Consider the following 18,893-nt stretch of genomic DNA (forward strand, 5'->3'; position numbering starts at 1 on the left):
AGAGCAAGTCTGCCTGACTCAAGGCGAGCATTCGCCGGATCAATCGTCACCAGATATGAACGAATTCAGTAGATATCGATGTAGTCAAACGGCGGCTTCGGCCAGTTCTGCTGGAGCGCGTTGAAAATCTGCCGGACCCAGACTTCATCGCTGGCCGCGACGTTACCGACATAACCCGAGCCTTTGGCCCAGGTCTCGAGGCGAAACAGCAGGCCGTCGATGTCGACTCCGCCTACGGCCTTCCCGGAAGAAATAAACGCGATACCGCCCTTGGTCACCCGCAACTGGGTGTGCTCGTCGTCACTGGCACTCGCGAGCAACTGGCGCACGGCTTCCAGCGTGAGGTTCTCGGGGTTGTTCAAATCGATCTGCACCTGGTGTCCCCGGCAATTGAATGGGGTAACAGTGTCGCACAGCATCGGCCTCATCCCGAAACGTCTCATGCCTAAGTAGCACTGCCAAACCCTACGCAAAAATGGTTAACTGCCCCGGTTAGAACCGCGTTCCAGCGCATTGCCCAGCCTTCCCGCCCCGTGAGCCCCGACCATGAGTACCGTAACCCTCCAAGCCGACATCAAAGCCAAGTGGCCTCAAGGACAAAGCTCCTACAGCCCCGGAAGCCCGGAGGAGTTGGCCATCATCGGAATCGACCTGCTGGTCAAGGAGCTCGGCACTCAGGCCGCACAGGCGTTCATCGGCCAGGTATTCGAGAAATACCCGGCCGACCACATGGGCGCTCATAACCCCGAGCGCGAATAAGACCCGGCCGGCGAGCGCCGACCGGCAAACACCTTACTTCAGACGGGCCAGGCGCTCGGTCAACAGATCGAAGAAGCCCTGGGCGTCGCCGTTCTCAACCCAGAATGCGTTCTTCGGCTGCTTGAGGCCGTCATACCAGTCGACGACGGTCTGGCCGAAGGTCGGGCCTTCGCGGCTGTCGATCACCACGTTGACTTCACGGCCGCTGAACAGGGAAGGCTTGAGCAGGTAGGCAATCACGGTAGCGTCATGCACCGGGCCACCCGGGATGCCGTAGTGCTCCATGTCGCCCTTGACGTATTCATTGAGAATATCGCCCACCACCTTGCTCGCATTGTTCTTGATGTCGGCAATCTGTTTCAGGCGCGCGTCACTGGTCAGCACCTTGTGGGTCACGTCCAGCGGCAGGTAAGTCAGCTTGACGCCACTTTTGAGCACAATTTCAGCCGCGACAGGGTCCGCGAACAGATTGAACTCAGCCACCGGGGTGATATTGCCGCCATTAAAATGCGCCCCGCCCATCACCACCACTTCCTTGATGCCTTGGGTGATCTCCGGCGCCTGGGTCAACGCCAGTGCCAGGTTGGTCTGCGGGCCGAGCATGGCGATGGTGATGCTGTGAGGCTTGGCGGTGCTGAGGGTCTTGATCAGGTAGTCAACGGCATTGCCTTCGGCCAGGCCTTTTTTCGGCTCATACACGGCGACCCCGGAAATACCTTCCTTGCCATGGATATTCTCCGCATAGATCGGCGTGCGCAGCATGGGTTTTGGCGCGCCGGCGTACACCGGGATGTCTTCGCGCCCTGCCCACTCGCGGGCCAGGCGCGCGTTGCGGGAGGTCTTGTCGAGGCGCACGTTACCGGCGACGGTGGTCAGCGCACGAATGCTCAGCTCCTGCGGGGACGCCATGGCAAACAGCAACGCCACGACGTCATCGGCGCCTGGGTCGGTGTCGATGATCAGGTCGATTTTTTCCGCCGCGTGGGCGCTGGCTGCGGTGAGTGCGGACAAAAGCAGGACACTCCGAAATAGATTCTTCAGGGTTGGGAGACCACGTTGCATGAAACACTCCTTGTCGTAGGGAAACTCTAGAAGGTAACGCCGGACACCAGCGCGATATTGCAATACGGCTGGCACTCGCCCGTGCGCACCACGGCGCGGGCCTTGCGGCTGAGCTGCTTGAATTCTTCATGGCTGACCAAACGGCGCTCGCCCAAGGCGGCCTGTTCGGTCAACACATTAAGTGGCGTCAGCGCAGGTGGCTGCTTGAGCAGGATCTCTTCGGCCAACACATGGCTTTCTACCTGCATCTCGCTGAGCACAATGCGCAGGGTGCTGATGAAATCCGGAATGCCCTGGGTGAGCGCCAGGTCAATCAACTCGACGCCTGGCGGCACTGGCAGGCCGGCATCACCGATCACCAGGATGTCACCGTGGCCGAGGGATGCGATCACGCGCGACAGCGCAATATTGAGCAATGGTGTCTTTTTCATGAGGGGATAAAACCTTGTACGTCCTGCAGCGTAGGAATAGAGGGTTGCGCACCCGCCCGCGTGACCGACAGCGCGGCAGCCACCTGGCCAAACCGGATAGCTTCGGCTTCACTTTTGCCATTGGCCAGCGCCGCGGCAAAACCACCAACAAAGGTGTCACCGGCAGCTGTGGTGTCCACCGCCTTGACCTTGGGCGCCTGCAAGTGCTCGAAACCTTTGCCATCGGCAAACAACGCGCCCTGACTGCCAAGGGTAATAATGACCTTGCCGGCACCCGCCTTGAGCAGCAGCGTTGCGGCAGCCTTGGCGCCGTCGAGTGAATCGACCGTCACACCACTCAAGGCGCTGGCCTCGCTTTCGTTGGGGATCAAATAATCGATCGAGGCATACCATTCCTCTGGCAGCGGGCCACTGGCCGGTGCCGGATTGAGGATCACGGTCTTGCCCAATTCACGACCGCGCTTGAGCGCCTGGCCAACCGTGTCCATCGGCACTTCCAACTGGCAGACAATGACATCTGCTGCCTGCAGTACCGCGTCAGCCGCCTGCAACGACGCGGGCGTGAGCTCACCGTTGCTGCCAGCCACGATCACAATCGCGTTCTGGCTGCTGTCATCCACCACAATCAACGCCACGCCGCTGGAGCCATCCACCGTGCTGACGGCCTGGCAATCGATGCCCTCCACCAGCAGCGCATCACGCAATTGCGCGCCGTAGGCATCCGTGCCCACACAGCCGATCATCGCCACCTCAGCGCCAAGGCGCGCAGAGGCCACCGCCTGATTGGCGCCCTTGCCGCCCGGCACGGTGGAAAACGTCTGGCCGATCAGGGTTTCACCGGCGCGCGGCAAGCGACTGGCGCGGGTGACCAGGTCCATGTTCAAGCTGCCTATTACCACTACTTTTGCTGGCATACATCAGTACTCATCAATTCGGTTCAGCGGTATTGGGCGAACACACCGGCAAACGGCGCCGTCGACTCACGCAAAACAATGCTCGGCGTCACGATGCGCTGATCGATCGGCAGTTGGGGTGTTGCAATTCGTCGCAGTAAAAGCTCGGCCGCCGTCTCGCCCAGTTGCACGATCGACTGCCCGACCGTCGTCAGCGCCGGGTACACGTAGCGACCCATTTGAATGTCGTCAAAACCAATCACCGACAGCTCGCCAGGCACACGGATATTGCGCTCGGCGGCTGCACGCAACACGCCGAAACCAATCATATCGTTACTGGCGAAAATCGCGCTGGGCGGGTTTTCCGACAGCAGATGTACCGCCGCGGCATAACCACCGGTGCTGGTGAAATCGCTTTCCTGGGTGCGATTGGCCAGCACTTCCACGCCCGCCTCACGCAGCGCGCGGTGATAGCCGGCAAGACGCATTTGCGCCACGCGGGTATGACTGGGGCCGCCAATGCAGGCGATGTCGCGGTGACCAAGCTCCAGCAAATGCCGGGTTGCCAGGTAGGCACCCTGCTCATGATCGATGCGCACCAGGTCGACATCAATGCCGTCCAGTGCTCGGTCGACAATTACCATGGGGGTGCGCACTGCGCTCAAGCCTGCGGCAAGGCCACTGTCGTCGCCGCCCACCGAGGTTACGATCAGGCCGTCGATGCGCTTTTCCAGCAACACGCGCAGATAGCTGCGCTGCTTTTCGGCGTTATCGTCGGAGTTGCAGAGGATCACGCAATAGCCATTACGCTCGCAGTAATCCTCGATACCCCGCGCCAGCTCGGCAAAATACGGGTTAAGGCTGTTGGGCACCAGCAGGCCGATGGTCGCAGTGGTCTTGGCCTTGAGCGAGCGCGCGACGGCACTCGGCACGTAGTCCAGTTGCTTGATCGCCGCTTCCACCTTGATGCGCACAGGCTCGCTGACCGGCCGCGTCTTGTTCACCACATGGGACACGGTGGTGTAGGAAATACCTGCAAGCGCGGCCACATCCTTGATCGTTGCCATGGTTCAGCCCCGCCGACTGGCGCGCTGGCTGCGGTAGGTGTCGAGGACCACGGCAATCACGATTACGGCGCCGGTAATGATGCGTTTGGTTGGCTCTGTCGCACCGATCTGCGCAAGGCCGGCGGCCAGTACCGAAATAATCAGCACACCGAAGAAGGTGCTGATAACCGAACCGCGCCCACCCATCAGGCTGGTGCCGCCGATCACTACGGCGGCGATAACTTGCAGCTCCAGGCCGGAGCCGGCATTCGGGTCCGCCGCTTCCAGGCGGGAAATCTGGAACAATGCCGCCACCCCGGCCAGCAGGCCCATCAGGCTGAACACCAGGATCTTGTAAGGCTTGGGGTTGATACCGGCCAGGCGCACGGCTTCTTCGTTGGTACCGATGCCGATCAGGTAGCGACCGAATACGGTACGGGTCAGCACCAACTGAGCGGCGATGATCACCAACAGGGCAATGATGAACGACGGCGAAATCCCGAAAGCCACTGGGTTCGACAGCCAGGCATAGGAGTCACCGATATAGGCGGTGCGCGAGCCGGTCATCTGGTAGGCCACGCCACGCGCCATTTCCAGCACGCCAAGGGATACGATAAACGACGGAATGCGCCATGCCACGGTAATCGAACCCGTAATGGTGCCCGCCAACGCAGCGCAGCCCATGCCCAGCAATGCGGCTGGCAACACGCTCCAGCCCCAGCCCAGAATCGCCACACTGACCGCCGAAGCGGCCAGTGCCAGCACCGAGCCCACCGACAGATCAATGCCGCCGATGATCAGGATGAACGTCATGCCCACCGCCAGCACCATCAGGTCCGGGATCTGGTTGGCCAGGGTGCTGAAGGTGTCATAGGACAGGAAGTGGTCGCTGAGCACCGAGAACAGCGCAATCATCGCGAGCAAGGCGCCGGCCAGCCCCAGGTAGGTGCCCAGGCCGTAGAAGTTGCCGCCGGTTTTTCCCGGGGAAGAAGTGGTTTTCATGGTGTTTCCCTAAGCACTGCGTCGTTGAGCAGCGCGTCACGTTTTTGATAGCCGGCAAAGGCGGCGGCGAGCAATTCGTCCTGGGTCCAGCTGTCGCGCTCGAAGGTCTCGATCAAGCGCCCGGCAGACAGCACACCGATGCGATCGCAGATCAGCATCAGTTCGCGCAGGTCACTCGATACCACCACCAGCGCTTTGCCCTGGCGCGTCAATTCGCCGAGCAAGGCATAAATGTCGAACTTGGCGCCGACGTCGATACCGCGAGTCGGCTCATCGAACAGCATTACCGCGCAGTCGCGCTCCAGCCAACGGCCAATCACGACCTTCTGCTGGTTGCCGCCCGACAACTCGGACACCAACTGCGCCGGGCTGGAGCTGCGGATGCGCATGGCATCGATCTGGCGCTTGGCCAAGGCAGTTTCGTCGCGGCTGTTGACCACGCCGCCACCGGAGATTTCCGGCATGTTGCCCAAGGCAATGTTGGCGCTGATGGATTGGGTCAGCAGCAGGCCTTCGCCCTTGCGGTCTTCGGTGATCAGCGCGATGCCATGGCCCACTGCGTCCACCGGCGAGCGAATGCTCACCACTTGGGCTGGCGAACCCAGGGCCACGGTGCCGCTGTCGGCCAGGTCGGCACCGAAGATAAGACGCAGTAATTCAGTGCGGCCGGCGCCGATCAGGCCTGAAATGCCATAGATCTCACCAGCACGCACCTCAAAGGACACATCGCGAACCTTGTCCGAACGGGTCAAGCCTTTGACCGTCAGCGCCGGGCCGCCAATGGTGCGTGGCCCCAGGTCGATCTGCTCACCCAGCTCGCGGCCGACCATCAAGGTCACCAGCTGCTCACTGTTGTAGTTGGCCATCGGCTCGACGCAGACCAGCTTGCCGTCACGCAGTACTGCAATGCGCTGGGCAACACGGGCGAGCTCTTCAAGCCGGTGTGAAATATAAATGATCGCCACGCCCCGAGCCTGCAGGCGGGTGATTTGTTCAAAGAGCATCTCGACTTCACGGGCCGTGAGCATGGCCGTCGGTTCGTCGAGGATCAGTACATGGCAGTCGCCGATCAGGTTGCGGGCGATCTCGACCATCTGCTGATGGCCAATGCCCAGCGTCCCCACCAGGGTGTCCGGGTCGATCGCATCCAGGCCGACCTGGGCCATGGCTTCGATCGCAGCTTTACGCAGTTGCTTGCGGTTGATCCAGCCACAGTTGCGGGGCAGGTTGTCCAGGAACAGGTTTTCGGCCACGGTCAGGGTCGGCAGCAGGTTGAGTTCCTGCATGACCATGCGCACGCCCAGCTCTTCAGCCTGGGTGCGGCTGCCGGGACGGTAATCCTGGCCATTGAACTGCATGTGCCCGGTGGTCGGCGTGACCAGCCCACCGATGATTTTCGACAAGGTGCTTTTACCTGCGCCATTCTCACCGGTCAGCGCCAGCACTTCCCCGCGATTGAGCGTCAGGGTGATGTCGGACAGTACCGGTTGGGCATAGGTCTTGCCGATACCGCTGACCGAGAGGACAGCGTTCGGGGCGGAAGATGACATAGGAAAATCTCCAGGCGCCCGCTCAGGACGAGCGGGCGCTGTTGGGTGCTGCCAGGATTACTTCTTGAGGACGAGTTCGACCGGGGTTTCGATCACGCCGTCTTTGGCATCGACTTTTTCACCCTTGACCAGCTTGAGCGCGTTCTGGATACCGAACACCGCTTGCTGGGCCGCGGCCTGGTCGGCGGTCGCGAGTACGCGGCCGTCTTGCAACATAGGCTTGATGGCTTCGATATTGTCGTAGCCAACCACCAATACCTTGCCGGCCTTGCCTGCCGCACGTACGGCGGAGACAGCGCCCAGGGCCATGTTGTCGTTACCCGCCAACAGCGCCTTGAGGTCCGGGTATTCGCTCAGCATGGCGGACGCCACTTTCTGGCCCTGGTCGATTTCCCAGTTACCCGATTGGGTGGAAACAATCTTCATGCCTGCCGCGTCCATCGCATCCTTGTAGCCTGCGGTGCGCTGCTGGGCATTGGTGGTGGTCGGCACGCCTTCGATGATGCCGACCTTGTCACCTGCCTTCAGTTGCTTGGCCAGGTAGTCACCCACCAGCTTGGAGCCTTTGCGGTTGTCCGGACCTACGAACGGGATATCGAGGTTTTTGCTTTTGAGCACGTCCGGGTCAAGGCGATTATCGATGTTGACGACCTTGATGCCGGCATCGGAGGCTTTCTTCAACACGGTGACCAGCGCCTTGGAATCAGCCGGAGCAATCACGATGGCGTTTACTTTGGCGAGGATCATCTGGTTGACGATATCGATCTGCGCGCTGGTGTCGGTTTCGTTCTTGATCCCGTTGGTGATCATGTCGAAATCGGCGGCGTGTTCTTTCTGATAAGCCTTGGCGCCGTCCTGCATGGTCACGAAAAATTCGTTGGCGAGGGACTTCATCACCAGGCCGACCTTGGGTTTGGCGGCGGCGTCATCGGCAAAAGCAGAGGAAAGGGGCAGAGCAGCGGATGCGGCAGCAAGCACAGCGACAGCAAGAAGACGTCCAGCAAATGGCAGCTTCATGGGTTCACTCCGATCTTATGATTATTGTGAGCAACGCTTGCACTGCGAAACATCTCGCAAACGTTTGCGTTGTTCAAACTATGAGAACCTTGTCGAGATTTGTCAACGGGTGAAAAGCGTCTTTCATCCAGGCGCTCGGTTACCTTCCCCTACACCCTGCGGGTCGCAGGATTGAACCTCAGCTTCTCCCGGTCGTTGTCTAAAACGACAGGCTATGGCGCCCAAGTCCCACACCCACCGTTGATATTCCATCATGGTTTTCGGACAACCGAACGCAATACCACCCTGCTGTTCGGAATGCCGGACGAGCACGCTGCCCACTTATCTTAAAATTCAATATAAGTTGTTTTAAATCAACACGTTAATTTATGACCGCGAACATCATGGGCTTGGTACAAATCCTGCTCTTTCCAAGCACCTCGCGGCATTCAGAACGGCCCGGGTGTTCTCGATGAACCTGCTACAGCACTCATCAAAAACCAGAGAGAAAAATAATGAAATCTGCACTGAAGACTTTTGTTCCGGGCGCCCTCGCCCTCCTGCTGCTGTTCCCCGTTGCCGCCCAGGCAAAGGAAGTTGAAACCAAGACCAAACTGTCCAACGTCGTGATCCTCGCCACCGGCGGCACCATTGCTGGCGCCGGCGCCAGTGCGGCCAACAGTGCCACGTACCAGGCGGCCAAAGTCGGCATCGAACAACTGATCGCCGGCGTTCCTGAGCTTAGTCAGATCGCCAACGTACGCGGCGAACAAGTGATGCAAATTGCGTCCGAAAGCATCAACAACGAAAACCTGCTGCAACTGGGCCGCCGTGTTGCCGAGCTGGCCGACAGCAAGGACGTGGACGGTATCGTGATCACCCACGGCACCGACACCCTGGAAGAAACCGCTTACTTCCTCAACCTGGTGGAAAAAACCGACAAGCCAATCGTGGTGGTCGGCTCCATGCGCCCAGGCACCGCCATGTCGGCGGACGGCATGCTCAACCTGTACAACGCCGTGGCCGTTGCCGGCAGCAAAGACGCGCGCGGCAAGGGCGTGCTGGTGACCATGAACGACGAGATCCAATCGGGTCGCGACGTCAGCAAAATGATCAACATCAAGACTGAAGCGTTCAAAAGCCCATGGGGCCCGCTGGGCATGGTGGTTGAAGGCAAATCCTACTGGTTCCGCTTGCCTGCCAAGCGTCACACCATGGATTCCGAATTCGACATCAAGACCATCAAGAGCCTGCCGGACGTTGAAATCGCCTACGGTTACGGCAACGTGAGCGACACGGCTGTCAAAGCCCTGGCCCAGGCCGGCGCCAAAGCCATCATCCATGCCGGTACCGGTAACGGTTCGGTGTCTTCCAAGGTGGTGCCTGCCCTGCAGGAACTGCGCAAGCAAGGTGTGCAGATCATTCGTTCTTCCCACGTGAATGCCGGTGGTTTCGTTCTGCGCAATGCCGAACAGCCTGACGACAAGTACGACTGGGTCGTCGCACATGACCTGAACCCACAAAAAGCCCGGATTCTGGCGATGGTTGCCCTGACCAAGACCCAGGACAGCAAAGAGCTGCAACGGATGTTCTGGGAATATTGATCCCCCGGTAACACGCGTAGAGGCGGGTTTGCCCGCCTCTACCTCTCCTCTTACACCTGGATACAACTCCCCGCGCTGCATAACCCCCGCTCGAATCGCCGCCAGATAAACCTTCTGAATTTTAAGCAGTTGCGAAAATCGTAACAGTTAAATACTGTATGCCCGTACAGCACACTAAGGAATACTCCGTGGCAACGTCCTCTTCTGCAGCGCCAACCCCTGACGCCTACGCACGCCTTGCCGTTCGCGTGCAAAAAATCATCAATTCGACCAACGCCCAGAAAGCCAAGGCGGCCTTGATCTTCCGCTTGCCGGATGAGCCTGAGGAGGAATGGGCGCGCTTGCTGGAGGAGATTGCGGAGAACGACAACGTCACCCTCGCCTACCGGGATGACGGTGGCGTGCAGATTTTCTGGGTTGTGCCGAAGGAAGATTGATTCAATGAGTGGCCGTTTTATTGCTGTTTTTTGCCTGTTTTTTGCCGTTACAGCCCACGCACAGGCGCCTCGAACCTTCAGCGAGGCCAAGAAAGTCGCCTGGAAGCTCTACGCCCCGCAATCCACGGAGTTCTACTGTGGCTGCAAATACACCGGCAACCGGGTCGATTTGAAAGCCTGCGGTTACGTACCGCGCAAAAATGCCAACCGTGCCGCACGCATCGAATGGGAACATATCGTCCCGGCCTGGCAGATCGGACATCAGCGCCAGTGCTGGCAAGCCGGCGGGCGCAAAAACTGTACGCGTCACGATGATGTGTTCAAGCGCGCCGAGGCGGACCTGCACAACCTGGTGCCGAGCATCGGCGAGGTCAATGGCGACCGTAACAACTTCAGTTTTGGCTGGCTGCCGGCGCAACGCGGGCAGTACGGCTCATGCCTGACCCAGGTCGATTTCAAGGCCAAAAAAGTCATGCCCCGCCCGTCTATTCGCGGAATGATCGCCCGAACGTATTTTTACATGAGCAAACAATACGGCTTGCGCCTGTCAAAACAGGACCGCCAGCTGTATGAAGCCTGGAACAAGACCTATCCGGTGCAACCCTGGGAGCGCCAGCGCAACCAGACTGTGGCGTGTGTGATGGGGCGCGGTAACGAGTTCGTCGGCCCGGTAAACCTGAAGACCTGCGGTTGAGCGTGGGCGGAGTTGCCGCCCACCCTGCCGGTTATTGCGCGACCTTGTGCTCGATAACCTCTGATTCGGTATCGTTTTTCTTGGCCCGTGCGAGCTTTTCGGTCAGCAGCGCCTGCTTGGCTTCAGCCTCGGCCTTGCTCGCGAACGGGCCTAGATACACCTCGTCCTTGCCGTCTGTTTTGACGATATAGAAGTTGAAACCATGTTCGAGCAACCAGGCAGTCAGGTCGGTGATTGCTTGCAGCTTATGGTCCGGCGGGCCTACCCACACATCCCATTCCTGAGCGGCAATCGCCCCGGTTTGTGGCTGGCTCTCGGTCACGGCAGGCTTGGCCTTGGGGGCGTCAACCGGTTTACCTTCACCGCAACCGGCCAACGCCAACACCGCAATTGCCATCGCTACTTTACGCACTGCCCTGCTCCTTTAAGGATAAAGAGGCAACTTTATCATTCACTGTCTATTCTGGCCGTCATAAACGTTGGCTTAAACAATGCGAATGATGTATCGCAGACCTGTATGATGCCGCCATGGGAATTAATGTCGCCTCTATGCGTCCTAAAAGAGGCAGTCACAGGGAAGCGCTTAGCAGTAAGCTACACACATCCGACACCTGCCCTGTCTGAAACATGTGTCCTTAAAAGTAATCAAGGAGAAGTCCATGCTGATACTCACCCGCAAAGTTGGTGAAAGCATAAACATCGGTGATGACATCACGATCACCATCCTGGGCGTCAGCGGCCAGCAAGTACGAATCGGCATCAACGCACCCAAGGACGTTGCCGTGCATCGCGAGGAGATCTACCAGCGCATTCAGGCTGGCCTGACAGCTCCGGACAAAAACCAGACTCCTTGACGCCTCACTCAGTAGCCAGCCTTTTCGTTCATTGTGATGGCTGGCGAAAACCCTTCCGCCCACTCGCGCTTCCTGCATGATCGGCGTGCTTTATGCTTTCAGCTACGCTGCAAGATAAAACTGTCTTGGCGACTGGAACTTGTTGCGTAATTCGCGGCCGAATCCACTGACTATAACCCTACCATCAGTGTGCGTTCAGGAGCACGTCGATGAGACCGATTGCAAAACAACCGCTTGCCTCCAAGTCTTGGGGGATCGCCCTGCTGATAGGGCTGGCCTTCGTGGTGCTGGGATATGGCGTGAAGTTCGAGATCGAAACAGTCAGTGACCCCGGCAAGCGTTCGTCGATGGAACTTACACTCTTCTTGTGCGGCTACCTGTTCGTGTTCTGCCTACAGCCTATCCAGAAAGCCATTTTGCGCAAATTATGCCAGCGCGCCGCGCAACGTGAGCACCCGAAAACCGCACGTTGATGGCGGCTAATCTGCTATTAGATCGCCGGTATTTACAGGTCGGCGGCAGGATCTATGCTTGGGCTTGCACGGTTTCTGAAAGGCATTGACGCAGATGGATACCCTCAGCAAATCTCAAATCGAAGCGGCCCTGGCGGCGCGTTTGCCCAGCTATGCGATCACCTGTACGTTACACGCTGACGGCACCCTTTCCGCCATCCTTAGTGGTCCGGAAACCGACCATTTCGCGATTACCGGCATCGTGCGCGCGCACTACCATGGCCCCGAGGCGATTGCCCGGCTTGCCAATGAAATCCTCAGGGAAATGGTGCTTTCGCGCCAAGGCATCAAGAGCAGCCGACTGCAGGCGCCACCCGACTCGCCTTCCTGCGCACAAAGCCGAGACCAATAACGGGCTCGGCTTTTTCGTTTCAGTCTTCCAGGCGCTGCAAGCGTAACGTGCCCTCTGCATCGCGCAGAACCTGCAGCGGCTGATAGTCGTTAATGCAGGCATGCGCCGTGACGATCGGCGTCAGGTGTGTATTGGTTACAACCAGCACATCCGCGCCGGCCGCCTCCCCGGCGCGAATCCCCACCGAAGCGTCTTCGAACACCAGGCAATCCTGCACCGGCACACCCAGACGCTGGGCGCCCAGCACGTAACAGGCGGGATCGGGCTTGCCGCTGGCAACGTCCTCGGCCGTCACCAGCACGGCTGGGGGCGTAATACCGGCCGCAGCCAGGCGTCGTAGCGCGAGCGCCTTGGGCGCAGACGTGACCAGTGCCCATTGATCGCCAGGCACGCTATTCAGAAACCCGACAGCACCGGGAATCGCCACCACGCCTTCGACGTCGTTGATTTCGGCCTCGGTAATCCACTGTGCTTCAACTTCGGGGTCCACGCCTGGCAGTGCCTGGCGAGTAATAGTGTCAATGGCGCGTGCGCCATGAATGGTGGTCAGGAACGCCGCCACCTCCAGACCGTGGCGTTCAGCCCAGATGCTCCACACGCGCTCGGCGGCGGCAATGGAGTTGAGCAGGGTGCCATCCATATCAAACAGGAAGGCGCGGTAACGTTGGGTGAATACGGCTGGACCTCGAATGGACACTGCGTGGCTTCCTCATAGGCGGTAACAAATAATCGGCCCGATGCAATCTACGGGTCACCTCCTCGCTTGTAAACGCCAGCGGTATCTGGCGGCCCCTGCGATTGAATGACAGGTTTGTAATGAGCCTGTAAGGCTTGTCAGCACCCTCGCTTCATACAGTGGCGTCGTCAGTCACCCACACCGGGTGGCACAACTTCCCACTGATGATGAAGGGCCGCACGATGAAACCTGCCAGCAAACTCTGCCTGATCGCCGCCAGCCTGTTGATGCTGGGCACCGGCACCGCCATGGCCGGCACTGTCGCGCCGGTCAAGGCCAACAATGTGGTGCTGGTGCACGGGTCCTGGGCTGACGGCTCGAGCTGGTCCGAGGTGATCACGCGCCTGCAGGCCGCCGGGCTGCATGTGACCGCCGTACAAAACCCACTGACTTCGGTGGCCGATGACGTCGCTGCCACCAACCGCGTGCTGGACCAACAGGACGGCCCTACCGTGCTGGTCGGTCACTCCTACGCCGGCACCGTGGTCAGCGACGCCGGGGCGAACCCCAAGGTCAGCTCACTGGTGTACGTGGCCGCCCGTGCACCGGACGCCAACGAAGACTTCGTCGCCCTGTCTGCCAAATACCCCAGCACGCCGGTGCGCGCCGGTGTCGTCGAGCACGACGGTTACCTGACGCTGAACCAGGACGCCTTCCTCAAGTACTTCGCCGCTGACGTGCCGCGCGCCAAAGCCCTGCAGCTGTACGCGGTACAGCAGCCGATCGCCAAGACCCTGTTCAACGGCCGCACGGTGAATGCCGCCTGGCACACCAAGCCGTCCTGGTACGCAGTGTCGAGCAATGACCAGACCATCAACCCGGACCTGGAGCGTTTTCTGGCCAAGCGCATGAACGCGACCACCATCGAACTGCCGTCGAGCCACTTGTCGCTGGTGTCCCACGCCAAGGCAATCACCGACCTGATCCTCGAAGCGTCCGGCCGCCAGCCTTAAACCACGCATTACAAACTTGTCATGATCCTGTTGGCTGGCTGTTTGGGGTGCCTGGTTACTGTGAACTCACTGCCAGCCCCGGCAGCCAACCCTTAAAGAGAGCTACTGCCATGAAACTGTTTATCCTGGGCTTTGCCGCTTTGCTTGCTACCGGCTCTGCGTTCGCTGCCGACACCGCCCCTGACGCTAACGTGATCCACGACAAAACCGGCTTCTTCGTGCACCTGGACGTGGCCAAAGTGCTGTCGAGCACCGACACCTACGGCCAATGCGGGATCGTCCCGGCACAACTCAAATACCTCGACTCCCAAGACCGTGAACACGTGCTGGACTACCAGGTGCAAGGCATCGGTTGCCCCAGTGACAATTGATCCGGCTACACTTGCGCAACGCAGCGAACCAGGGCACTTCCCATGAACATCCTCGTAGTCGAAGACGAACCCAAGGCCGGCAATTACCTGCTCAATGGCCTGCAGGAACTGGGTTACTCGGTGAGCCTTGCCCGCGACGGCGTAGACGGCTTGCACCAGGCACTGGAAACGCCCTTCGACGTCATCGTGCTGGATGTGATGATGCCGAAAATGGACGGCTGGGAAGTGCTGCGCCGCCTGCGCAAAGAGGCTGACACGCCGGTGCTGTTCCTCACTGCCCGCGATGACATCGCCGACCGCATCAAGGGCCTGGAACTGGGCGCCGACGACTACCTGATCAAGCCCTTCTCCTTCGCCGAACTAGTCGCGCGCTTGCGTACCCTGACGCGTCGCGGCCCGAGTCGCGAAGAAGAGCAACTGCACATCGCCGACCTGCAGATCGACGTGCTCAAACGCCGCGTCACCCGCGGCGGCACGCGCATTACATTGACCAACAAGGAGTTCGCCCTGCTGCACCTGTTCGCCACGCACCAGGACCAGGTGTTATCACGCTCGATGATTGCTTCGCGGGTCTGGGACATGAACTTTGACAGCGACACCAATGTGGTCGACGTCGCCGTGCGGCGCCTGCGCCTGAAAATCGACGACCCATTCCAGCTCAAATTGATCCACAGCGTGCGGGGCATCGGCTACCGCTTCGACACCCAGCCATGAACCCTCGCCGCCATTATTCGCTGACCCTGCGCCTGGCGCTGATCTTCGCCCTGCTCGCCTTCGCCCTGCTCGCCACCTTGGGCGTTGCGTTGTACCGCGAGCTTGAGCGTGAACTGATCAAGCGTGACGACGCCGCGCTGATCTATCGCGCCGACCAGTTGCGCAACCTGCTCAAGGACAGCAACACCCTGGACCTGATCAAGACCAAGCCGGAGCTGTTCCAGAACATGCTGGGCAACAGCGAGTCGGTGCTGAGCATCGCGGCGCCGGGGCAAAAGCCGTTGCTGCTGGTAAACCCGGGCAACATTGCAATGCCAGATGTGCCGCCCGTGCCCACCAACCGTGAACTGGGCTTTGCCGACGTCCACCATTTACCCGGTATCAATGGCGTGCCTTTCGCCACCGTGGCCGCGTCCATCGACTCGGGCGACCTGGGCAGCCTGCAAGTCACCACCGGGCGCCTGATGACCGAACGCACGGCGATGCTCGCCAGCTATCGCTTGAGCGTGTTTATCCTCGCCAGCATCGCCGCGGTCATTCTCGCCATCGTCAGCTACCTGCTGGTGCACCGCGGGCTGGTGCCACTGCGGCGCCTGGCCGTGCACACCCAAGGTATCGGCGTGGGCAACCTGGCCGAACGCCTCGACAGCCACGGCGCGCCCAAAGAGCTGCTGCCGATGATCGACGCCTTCAATACCATGCTTGAACGGTTGGCCAAGGGCTTTGTGCAACTGAGCCAGGTATCCACCGACATGGCCCACGAGCTGCGCACGCCGATCAACAACTTGCTGGGGGAAACCCAGGTCGCCCTGCAACAGAGCCGTAATGTGGAGAGCTACCAGCAACTGCTGGCGTCCAATGTCGAAGAACTCGAACGCCTGGCACGAATGCTCGACAACATGCTGTTCCTCGCCCGTACCGACCCGGCCAGCGCACTGCGCCAACGCCAGGAACTGAGTGCGGCGGATGAAGTGGAGCGTATAGCCGACTACTTCGAAGGGTTGGCGAGTGATGTGGATATTCACATTCAGGCCGAGGGCGAAGGCCTGATCTGGGCCGAACCGATGCTGTTGCGCCGCGCCTTGGCAAATTTGTGTGCAAACGCCATCAAGTACGGCGCACCCAGTTCGCAGTTGCTGATTCAGGCCATTCCAGACGCCGAGGGCATCAACTTGCGCGTCAGCAACCAGGGGCAGACGATTCCCGCCGAGCATTTGCCGCGCCTGTTCGAGCGTTTTTACCGGGTGGATGAGTCACGGGAACGCTCGGCCCAGTCCAATGGGCTGGGGCTGTCGATTGTGGCGACCATCATGCAGCTGCATAACGGCCGCTACCGGGTCACCAGTGAGGCCGGAGTGACCTGTTTTGAGTTGTTTTTCCCCAGGCGCGAAGCCTGAACACCGCGAGCCGGGTCAACTGACCTCGCCACCGGCCTGCACCACATCAACCGGTGTGTTCCATGCCACCTGCACCGCCAGGCGCAAGCCTTCTAAGGTTGTCACCAATGGCATCGATGCCAGCCCAGTCCCCACCACCTGCTCCGGCAAGTTCGGCACATGGATGAACCCACTGCGAACGTCCGTGCCGGCCAGCGCGTGCTGCAACAGATAAAACACCTGATTACACACAAACGTACCCGCCGTCTGCGAAACCGCCGCAGGCACCCCGGCCTCGCGCAATGCCTTGACCATGGCCTTGATCGGCAATGTGCTGAAGTACGCCACCGGCCCGTCGATCACCACGGGCGTATCGACAGGTTGCTCACCCAGGTTGTCCGGGATGCGCGCATCGTTAACGTTGATCGCCACCCGCTCCATGGAAATGCTGCTGCGTCCAGGGCCGAGGCCCGTAGCGATCACCATCGCCGGGCGCAATTGCGTGAGCCACTCAGCCAGGCACTCCCCCACCAAGGCAAATGCACAGGGCAGTCGGCGCGCAACAATCTGCACATCCTCGCCCAATAGCATCCCATCCAACTGGCGTACAGCCTCCCAGGACGGGTTGACCGGGTCTTGATCAAAGGGCTCGAAGCCCATCAACAGTAACGTTTGCATCCTGGCCTCACATCAACAGGTAAAGCAGCACAATATTGACCACCAGCATCATCAATGCCGTGGGCAATTGCGCCTTGATGACCGCGTTCTTGTCCGGCAACTCCAGCAAGGCTGCCGGAACTATATTGAAGTTGGCCGCCATCGGCGTCATCAACGTGCCGCAATAGCCGGAGAACATGCCAATCGCCGCCATTACCGCCGGGTTGCCGCCGTAGATGCCCACCAGCACCGGCACGCCGACACCGCCGGTCATCACCGGGAACGCCGCAAAACCATTGCCCATGATCACGGTAAACAGCGCCATGCCCAATACATACACCATCACCGCCACCAGCTTGAAATCCAGGTTGATATAGGTGGTGGTGACATGGGCAACCGCGGTGCCGACCCCAGCTTCATTGAACAGCAAGCCGAGCATGGCGAGCATTTGCGGCAGCACCATGGCCCAGCCCAAGGCTTCGGTCAGGCGCCGGGATTCACGCAGGGCTTGCACCGGTGTGTCGCGGGTCAACCAACAGGCCAGGCCGAGGGCGATCAGGCAACCGATGCCCAGGGAGACGAAGGTAGTGTTTTTCGGGTCCAGCAATGGCACGCCACCGATTTCGGTGTGCTTGAGCAATACCGAGCCAATCACGGTGGTCAGCGGAATGGCCAACGCCGGGATAAACAGCTTGTGGCCAAGCCGACCGGCACTGGCGCGGGCAGACTTGTCATGCAACTGGGCATGCACACCGCGCCCCACGCCACCCAAACCTGCGATCAACGCCATCACCACCACGCCAACGCCGATAACCACCGGCGGCAAACGCTCCCCGACCAGGAACGGAATGGCAAACAGCAACCAGAATACCGCGCTGGACCAGCGCTTGGGATGGGTACGATCCAGCAGGATCATGCCTGCGGTAATCAACAGCAGAATGCCGGCAAGCCAGTACAGGTACTCAATCGAGATAATCATTGCGCAGCCTCCACCGGCGTGGCGACGGGCGTCATCTCGCGAGTAAGCCTTCGGTCGAACCGGTGCAGGCGAATCGCGTGGATGATAAACGCACAAATCGCCGTCGGAATGCCCCACACCGCAATGTGCAACGGCTCCACATCAATCCCCGAACCGAGCAGGAAGGTGTGCATCAGCGCAATCGCACCAAAGGCAACAAAGATGTCTTCACCGAAAAACAGCCCGACGTTATCGGTCGCCGCACACATCGCCAACACCTTGTGGCGCAGTTTGTCCGGCAGCTTGCCGTAGCGTTTTTCCGCTGCGCCTTCGGCCATCGGTGCCAACAGCGGGCGCACCATCTGCGGATGCCCGCCCAGGCTGGTGAGGCCCATGGCTGCGGTGGACTCGCGCACGAACAGGTAGATGATCAACAAGCGCCCCACCGTGGCGCGCTCGAAGCGGGCGATCCAGTTCTGCGCATGCAGGCGCAGGCCATGGCGCTCCAGCAGGCCAATAACGGCCAGGGGCAGCAACAGGATCAATTGCAGGGCGCGGGTCTGAAGGAAGCCTTCGCCCATGCTGGCGAGGATTTTTTCCAGCGGGAAGTGGGCTGCGAGCCCGGTGGCGATGGCTGCGGCGGTCACCACCAGCAACGGATTGAAGCGCAGGACAAAGCCAACCACGATGACAAGTACGCCGATCAACGGCCATAGGTTCACAACAGTTTGCATGACGATTAAGTCCTAGAATGCGCGCTGCGGCGCCATGACGGCAGGATGTGAACAAAGGGTTCACAGCATGAAAGTGGCGTGCAGCCCGACGTGGTTTTTTATTGTTGACCTGGGAGGTCGAGCGTCAGTGGCGGCAACTGTGCTGCTTGGGGGCGGGAGGTGTCCAACAAGAAAAATTGTTGCTGCAAACCAATAAATTTTG

24 protein-coding genes are annotated in these 18,893 nt (G+C 59.9%); 11 read left to right on the forward strand and 13 right to left on the reverse strand.

The window, feature by feature from the left end; genetic code table 11:
* Positions 1-65 precede the first annotated feature (65 nt).
* Positions 66-374: a hypothetical protein gene (locus HBO41_RS27930; protein WP_026013818.1), complete on the reverse strand. Its 309-nt coding sequence runs from the start codon at positions 372-374 to the stop codon at positions 66-68.
* Positions 375-546: 172 nt separating this feature from the next.
* On the opposite strand from HBO41_RS27930, the gene HBO41_RS27935 reads away from it, so the two are divergent.
* A complete protein-coding gene (locus tag HBO41_RS27935; protein ID WP_017138774.1) occupies positions 547-759 on the forward strand; it encodes a hypothetical protein in 213 nt (70 codons plus the stop codon).
* A 33-nt stretch (positions 760-792) separates the two neighbouring features.
* On the opposite strand, the gene HBO41_RS27940 is transcribed toward HBO41_RS27935, so the two are convergent.
* From HBO41_RS27940 to HBO41_RS27970, 7 genes are read right to left on the reverse strand one after another with little or no spacing between them, the layout of a single operon-like run.
* Positions 793-1,821 (reverse strand): nucleoside hydrolase, encoded by a 1,029-nt coding sequence (locus HBO41_RS27940; RefSeq protein WP_169988573.1) that lies wholly within the window; start codon positions 1,819-1,821, stop codon positions 793-795.
* A 26-nt stretch (positions 1,822-1,847) separates the two neighbouring features.
* Entirely contained in the window at positions 1,848-2,252 is a 405-nt protein-coding gene (gene rbsD / locus HBO41_RS27945; protein ID WP_017138772.1) for a D-ribose pyranase, read from the reverse strand.
* Positions 2,249-3,166 carry a ribokinase gene (gene rbsK, locus HBO41_RS27950; RefSeq protein WP_099549916.1) on the reverse strand — a complete coding sequence of 306 codons (918 nt, stop codon included), beginning with the start codon at positions 3,164-3,166 and terminating at the stop codon, positions 2,249-2,251. Before rbsK ends, rbsD begins: the two co-directional genes overlap by 4 nt.
* Positions 3,167-3,189: 23 nt before the next feature.
* On the reverse strand, positions 3,190-4,212 hold the full coding sequence (locus HBO41_RS27955) for a LacI family DNA-binding transcriptional regulator (RefSeq protein WP_169988575.1): 1,023 nt from the start codon (positions 4,210-4,212) through the stop codon (positions 3,190-3,192).
* Between the two features lie 3 nt (positions 4,213-4,215).
* Positions 4,216-5,193 carry an ABC transporter permease gene (locus HBO41_RS27960; protein ID WP_017138769.1) on the reverse strand — a complete coding sequence of 326 codons (978 nt, stop codon included), beginning with the start codon at positions 5,191-5,193 and terminating at the stop codon, positions 4,216-4,218.
* A complete protein-coding gene (locus tag HBO41_RS27965) occupies positions 5,190-6,743 on the reverse strand; it encodes a sugar ABC transporter ATP-binding protein (protein WP_017138768.1) in 1,554 nt (517 codons plus the stop codon). The genes HBO41_RS27960 and HBO41_RS27965 overlap by 4 nt, the downstream gene beginning before the upstream one ends.
* A 57-nt stretch (positions 6,744-6,800) precedes the next feature.
* Entirely contained in the window at positions 6,801-7,760 is a 960-nt protein-coding gene (locus HBO41_RS27970) for a sugar ABC transporter substrate-binding protein (protein ID WP_017138767.1), read from the reverse strand.
* Positions 7,761-8,254: 494 nt separating this feature from the next.
* Between HBO41_RS27970 and HBO41_RS27975 the strand changes: the two genes are divergently transcribed.
* The 3 genes from HBO41_RS27975 (at position 8,255) to HBO41_RS27985 (ending at position 10,474) form a co-directional block, all read left to right on the forward strand.
* Positions 8,255-9,343 carry an asparaginase gene (locus HBO41_RS27975; RefSeq protein WP_017138766.1) on the forward strand — a complete coding sequence of 363 codons (1,089 nt, stop codon included), beginning with the start codon at positions 8,255-8,257 and terminating at the stop codon, positions 9,341-9,343.
* A 188-nt stretch (positions 9,344-9,531) separates the two neighbouring features.
* Positions 9,532-9,780 carry a DUF1654 domain-containing protein gene (locus HBO41_RS27980; RefSeq protein WP_017138765.1) on the forward strand — a complete coding sequence of 83 codons (249 nt, stop codon included), beginning with the start codon at positions 9,532-9,534 and terminating at the stop codon, positions 9,778-9,780.
* 4 nt (positions 9,781-9,784) lie between these two features.
* Positions 9,785-10,474, forward strand: a complete 690-nt coding sequence (locus HBO41_RS27985) for an endonuclease (RefSeq protein WP_056861270.1) — start codon at positions 9,785-9,787, stop codon at positions 10,472-10,474.
* Positions 10,475-10,505: 31 nt separating this feature from the next.
* Here HBO41_RS27985 and HBO41_RS27990 read toward each other — a convergent pair whose 3' ends face one another.
* Entirely contained in the window at positions 10,506-10,871 is a 366-nt protein-coding gene (locus tag HBO41_RS27990; RefSeq protein ID WP_017138764.1) for an SPOR domain-containing protein, read from the reverse strand.
* A 262-nt stretch (positions 10,872-11,133) separates the two neighbouring features.
* On the opposite strand from HBO41_RS27990, the gene csrA reads away from it, so the two are divergent.
* The 3 genes from csrA (at position 11,134) to HBO41_RS28005 (ending at position 12,192) form a co-directional block, all read left to right on the forward strand.
* On the forward strand, positions 11,134-11,328 hold the full coding sequence (gene csrA, locus HBO41_RS27995; protein ID WP_003192511.1) for a carbon storage regulator CsrA: 195 nt from the start codon (positions 11,134-11,136) through the stop codon (positions 11,326-11,328).
* 209 nt (positions 11,329-11,537) lie between these two features.
* Positions 11,538-11,801: a hypothetical protein gene (locus HBO41_RS28000; RefSeq protein ID WP_017138763.1), complete on the forward strand. Its 264-nt coding sequence runs from the start codon at positions 11,538-11,540 to the stop codon at positions 11,799-11,801.
* 94 nt (positions 11,802-11,895) lie between these two features.
* A complete protein-coding gene (locus HBO41_RS28005) occupies positions 11,896-12,192 on the forward strand; it encodes a hypothetical protein (RefSeq protein ID WP_017138762.1) in 297 nt (98 codons plus the stop codon).
* Positions 12,193-12,211: 19 nt separating this feature from the next.
* On the opposite strand, the gene HBO41_RS28010 is transcribed toward HBO41_RS28005, so the two are convergent.
* Positions 12,212-12,889, reverse strand: coding sequence for an HAD-IA family hydrolase (locus HBO41_RS28010; protein ID WP_099549912.1), 678 nt, complete (start codon positions 12,887-12,889; stop codon positions 12,212-12,214).
* Positions 12,890-13,110: 221 nt separating this feature from the next.
* On the opposite strand from HBO41_RS28010, the gene HBO41_RS28015 reads away from it, so the two are divergent.
* The 4 genes from HBO41_RS28015 to HBO41_RS28030 all read left to right on the forward strand — a co-directional run bounded on the left by HBO41_RS28015 (position 13,111) and on the right by HBO41_RS28030 (position 16,363).
* A complete protein-coding gene (locus tag HBO41_RS28015; RefSeq protein WP_169988577.1) occupies positions 13,111-13,881 on the forward strand; it encodes an alpha/beta fold hydrolase in 771 nt (256 codons plus the stop codon).
* A 110-nt stretch (positions 13,882-13,991) separates the two neighbouring features.
* Positions 13,992-14,252: a DUF2790 domain-containing protein gene (locus HBO41_RS28020; protein ID WP_058419832.1), complete on the forward strand. Its 261-nt coding sequence runs from the start codon at positions 13,992-13,994 to the stop codon at positions 14,250-14,252.
* A 42-nt stretch (positions 14,253-14,294) separates the two neighbouring features.
* Complete coding sequence (locus HBO41_RS28025) at positions 14,295-14,966, forward strand: heavy metal response regulator transcription factor (RefSeq protein WP_017138758.1); 672 nt, start codon at positions 14,295-14,297, stop codon at positions 14,964-14,966.
* On the forward strand, positions 14,963-16,363 hold the full coding sequence (locus tag HBO41_RS28030; protein WP_099549910.1) for a heavy metal sensor histidine kinase: 1,401 nt from the start codon (positions 14,963-14,965) through the stop codon (positions 16,361-16,363). The genes HBO41_RS28025 and HBO41_RS28030 overlap by 4 nt, the downstream gene beginning before the upstream one ends.
* Before the next feature lie 15 nt (positions 16,364-16,378).
* Here the strand turns inward: HBO41_RS28030 and pcp are convergent, their stop codons facing one another.
* The 3 genes from pcp to HBO41_RS28045 are packed head-to-tail and all read right to left on the reverse strand — an operon-like array spanning position 16,379 to position 18,691.
* Entirely contained in the window at positions 16,379-17,020 is a 642-nt protein-coding gene (pcp, locus tag HBO41_RS28035) for a pyroglutamyl-peptidase I (protein ID WP_169988579.1), read from the reverse strand.
* A gap of 7 nt (positions 17,021-17,027) precedes the next feature.
* Positions 17,028-17,978 (reverse strand): DUF979 domain-containing protein, encoded by a 951-nt coding sequence (locus HBO41_RS28040; protein WP_169988581.1) that lies wholly within the window; start codon positions 17,976-17,978, stop codon positions 17,028-17,030.
* Positions 17,975-18,691, reverse strand: coding sequence for a DUF969 domain-containing protein (locus tag HBO41_RS28045; protein WP_169988583.1), 717 nt, complete (start codon positions 18,689-18,691; stop codon positions 17,975-17,977). Before HBO41_RS28045 ends, HBO41_RS28040 begins: the two co-directional genes overlap by 4 nt.
* Positions 18,692-18,893 lie beyond the last annotated feature (202 nt).

Source organism: Pseudomonas sp. WS 5146 (genome assembly GCF_012985495.1).
Classification (GTDB): Bacteria; Pseudomonadota; Gammaproteobacteria; order Pseudomonadales; family Pseudomonadaceae; genus Aquipseudomonas; species Aquipseudomonas edaphica.

Coding starts and splice junctions, on each gene's coding strand:
- HBO41_RS28015 (WP_169988577.1), top strand. CDS start 13,111: ATGAAACCTGCCAGCAAACTCTGCCTGATCGCCGCCAGCCTGTTGATG.
- HBO41_RS28045 (WP_169988583.1), bottom strand. CDS start 18,691: ATGCAAACTGTTGTGAACCTATGGCCGTTGATCGGCGTACTTGTCATC.
- HBO41_RS27965 (WP_017138768.1), bottom strand. CDS start 6,743: ATGTCATCTTCCGCCCCGAACGCTGTCCTCTCGGTCAGCGGTATCGGC.
- HBO41_RS28000 (WP_017138763.1), top strand. CDS start 11,538: ATGAGACCGATTGCAAAACAACCGCTTGCCTCCAAGTCTTGGGGGATC.
- HBO41_RS28030 (WP_099549910.1), top strand. CDS start 14,963: ATGAACCCTCGCCGCCATTATTCGCTGACCCTGCGCCTGGCGCTGATC.
- HBO41_RS27975 (WP_017138766.1), top strand. CDS start 8,255: ATGAAATCTGCACTGAAGACTTTTGTTCCGGGCGCCCTCGCCCTCCTG.
- HBO41_RS27990 (WP_017138764.1), bottom strand. CDS start 10,871: ATGGCAATTGCGGTGTTGGCGTTGGCCGGTTGCGGTGAAGGTAAACCG.
- HBO41_RS27955 (WP_169988575.1), bottom strand. CDS start 4,212: ATGGCAACGATCAAGGATGTGGCCGCGCTTGCAGGTATTTCCTACACC.
- csrA (WP_003192511.1), top strand. CDS start 11,134: ATGCTGATACTCACCCGCAAAGTTGGTGAAAGCATAAACATCGGTGAT.
- HBO41_RS27935 (WP_017138774.1), top strand. CDS start 547: ATGAGTACCGTAACCCTCCAAGCCGACATCAAAGCCAAGTGGCCTCAA.
- HBO41_RS27970 (WP_017138767.1), bottom strand. CDS start 7,760: ATGAAGCTGCCATTTGCTGGACGTCTTCTTGCTGTCGCTGTGCTTGCT.
- HBO41_RS28040 (WP_169988581.1), bottom strand. CDS start 17,978: ATGATTATCTCGATTGAGTACCTGTACTGGCTTGCCGGCATTCTGCTG.
- HBO41_RS28020 (WP_058419832.1), top strand. CDS start 13,992: ATGAAACTGTTTATCCTGGGCTTTGCCGCTTTGCTTGCTACCGGCTCT.
- pcp (WP_169988579.1), bottom strand. CDS start 17,020: ATGCAAACGTTACTGTTGATGGGCTTCGAGCCCTTTGATCAAGACCCG.
- rbsD (WP_017138772.1), bottom strand. CDS start 2,252: ATGAAAAAGACACCATTGCTCAATATTGCGCTGTCGCGCGTGATCGCA.
- rbsK (WP_099549916.1), bottom strand. CDS start 3,166: ATGCCAGCAAAAGTAGTGGTAATAGGCAGCTTGAACATGGACCTGGTC.
- HBO41_RS27960 (WP_017138769.1), bottom strand. CDS start 5,193: ATGAAAACCACTTCTTCCCCGGGAAAAACCGGCGGCAACTTCTACGGC.
- HBO41_RS28025 (WP_017138758.1), top strand. CDS start 14,295: ATGAACATCCTCGTAGTCGAAGACGAACCCAAGGCCGGCAATTACCTG.
- HBO41_RS27940 (WP_169988573.1), bottom strand. CDS start 1,821: ATGCAACGTGGTCTCCCAACCCTGAAGAATCTATTTCGGAGTGTCCTG.
- HBO41_RS28005 (WP_017138762.1), top strand. CDS start 11,896: ATGGATACCCTCAGCAAATCTCAAATCGAAGCGGCCCTGGCGGCGCGT.
- HBO41_RS27985 (WP_056861270.1), top strand. CDS start 9,785: ATGAGTGGCCGTTTTATTGCTGTTTTTTGCCTGTTTTTTGCCGTTACA.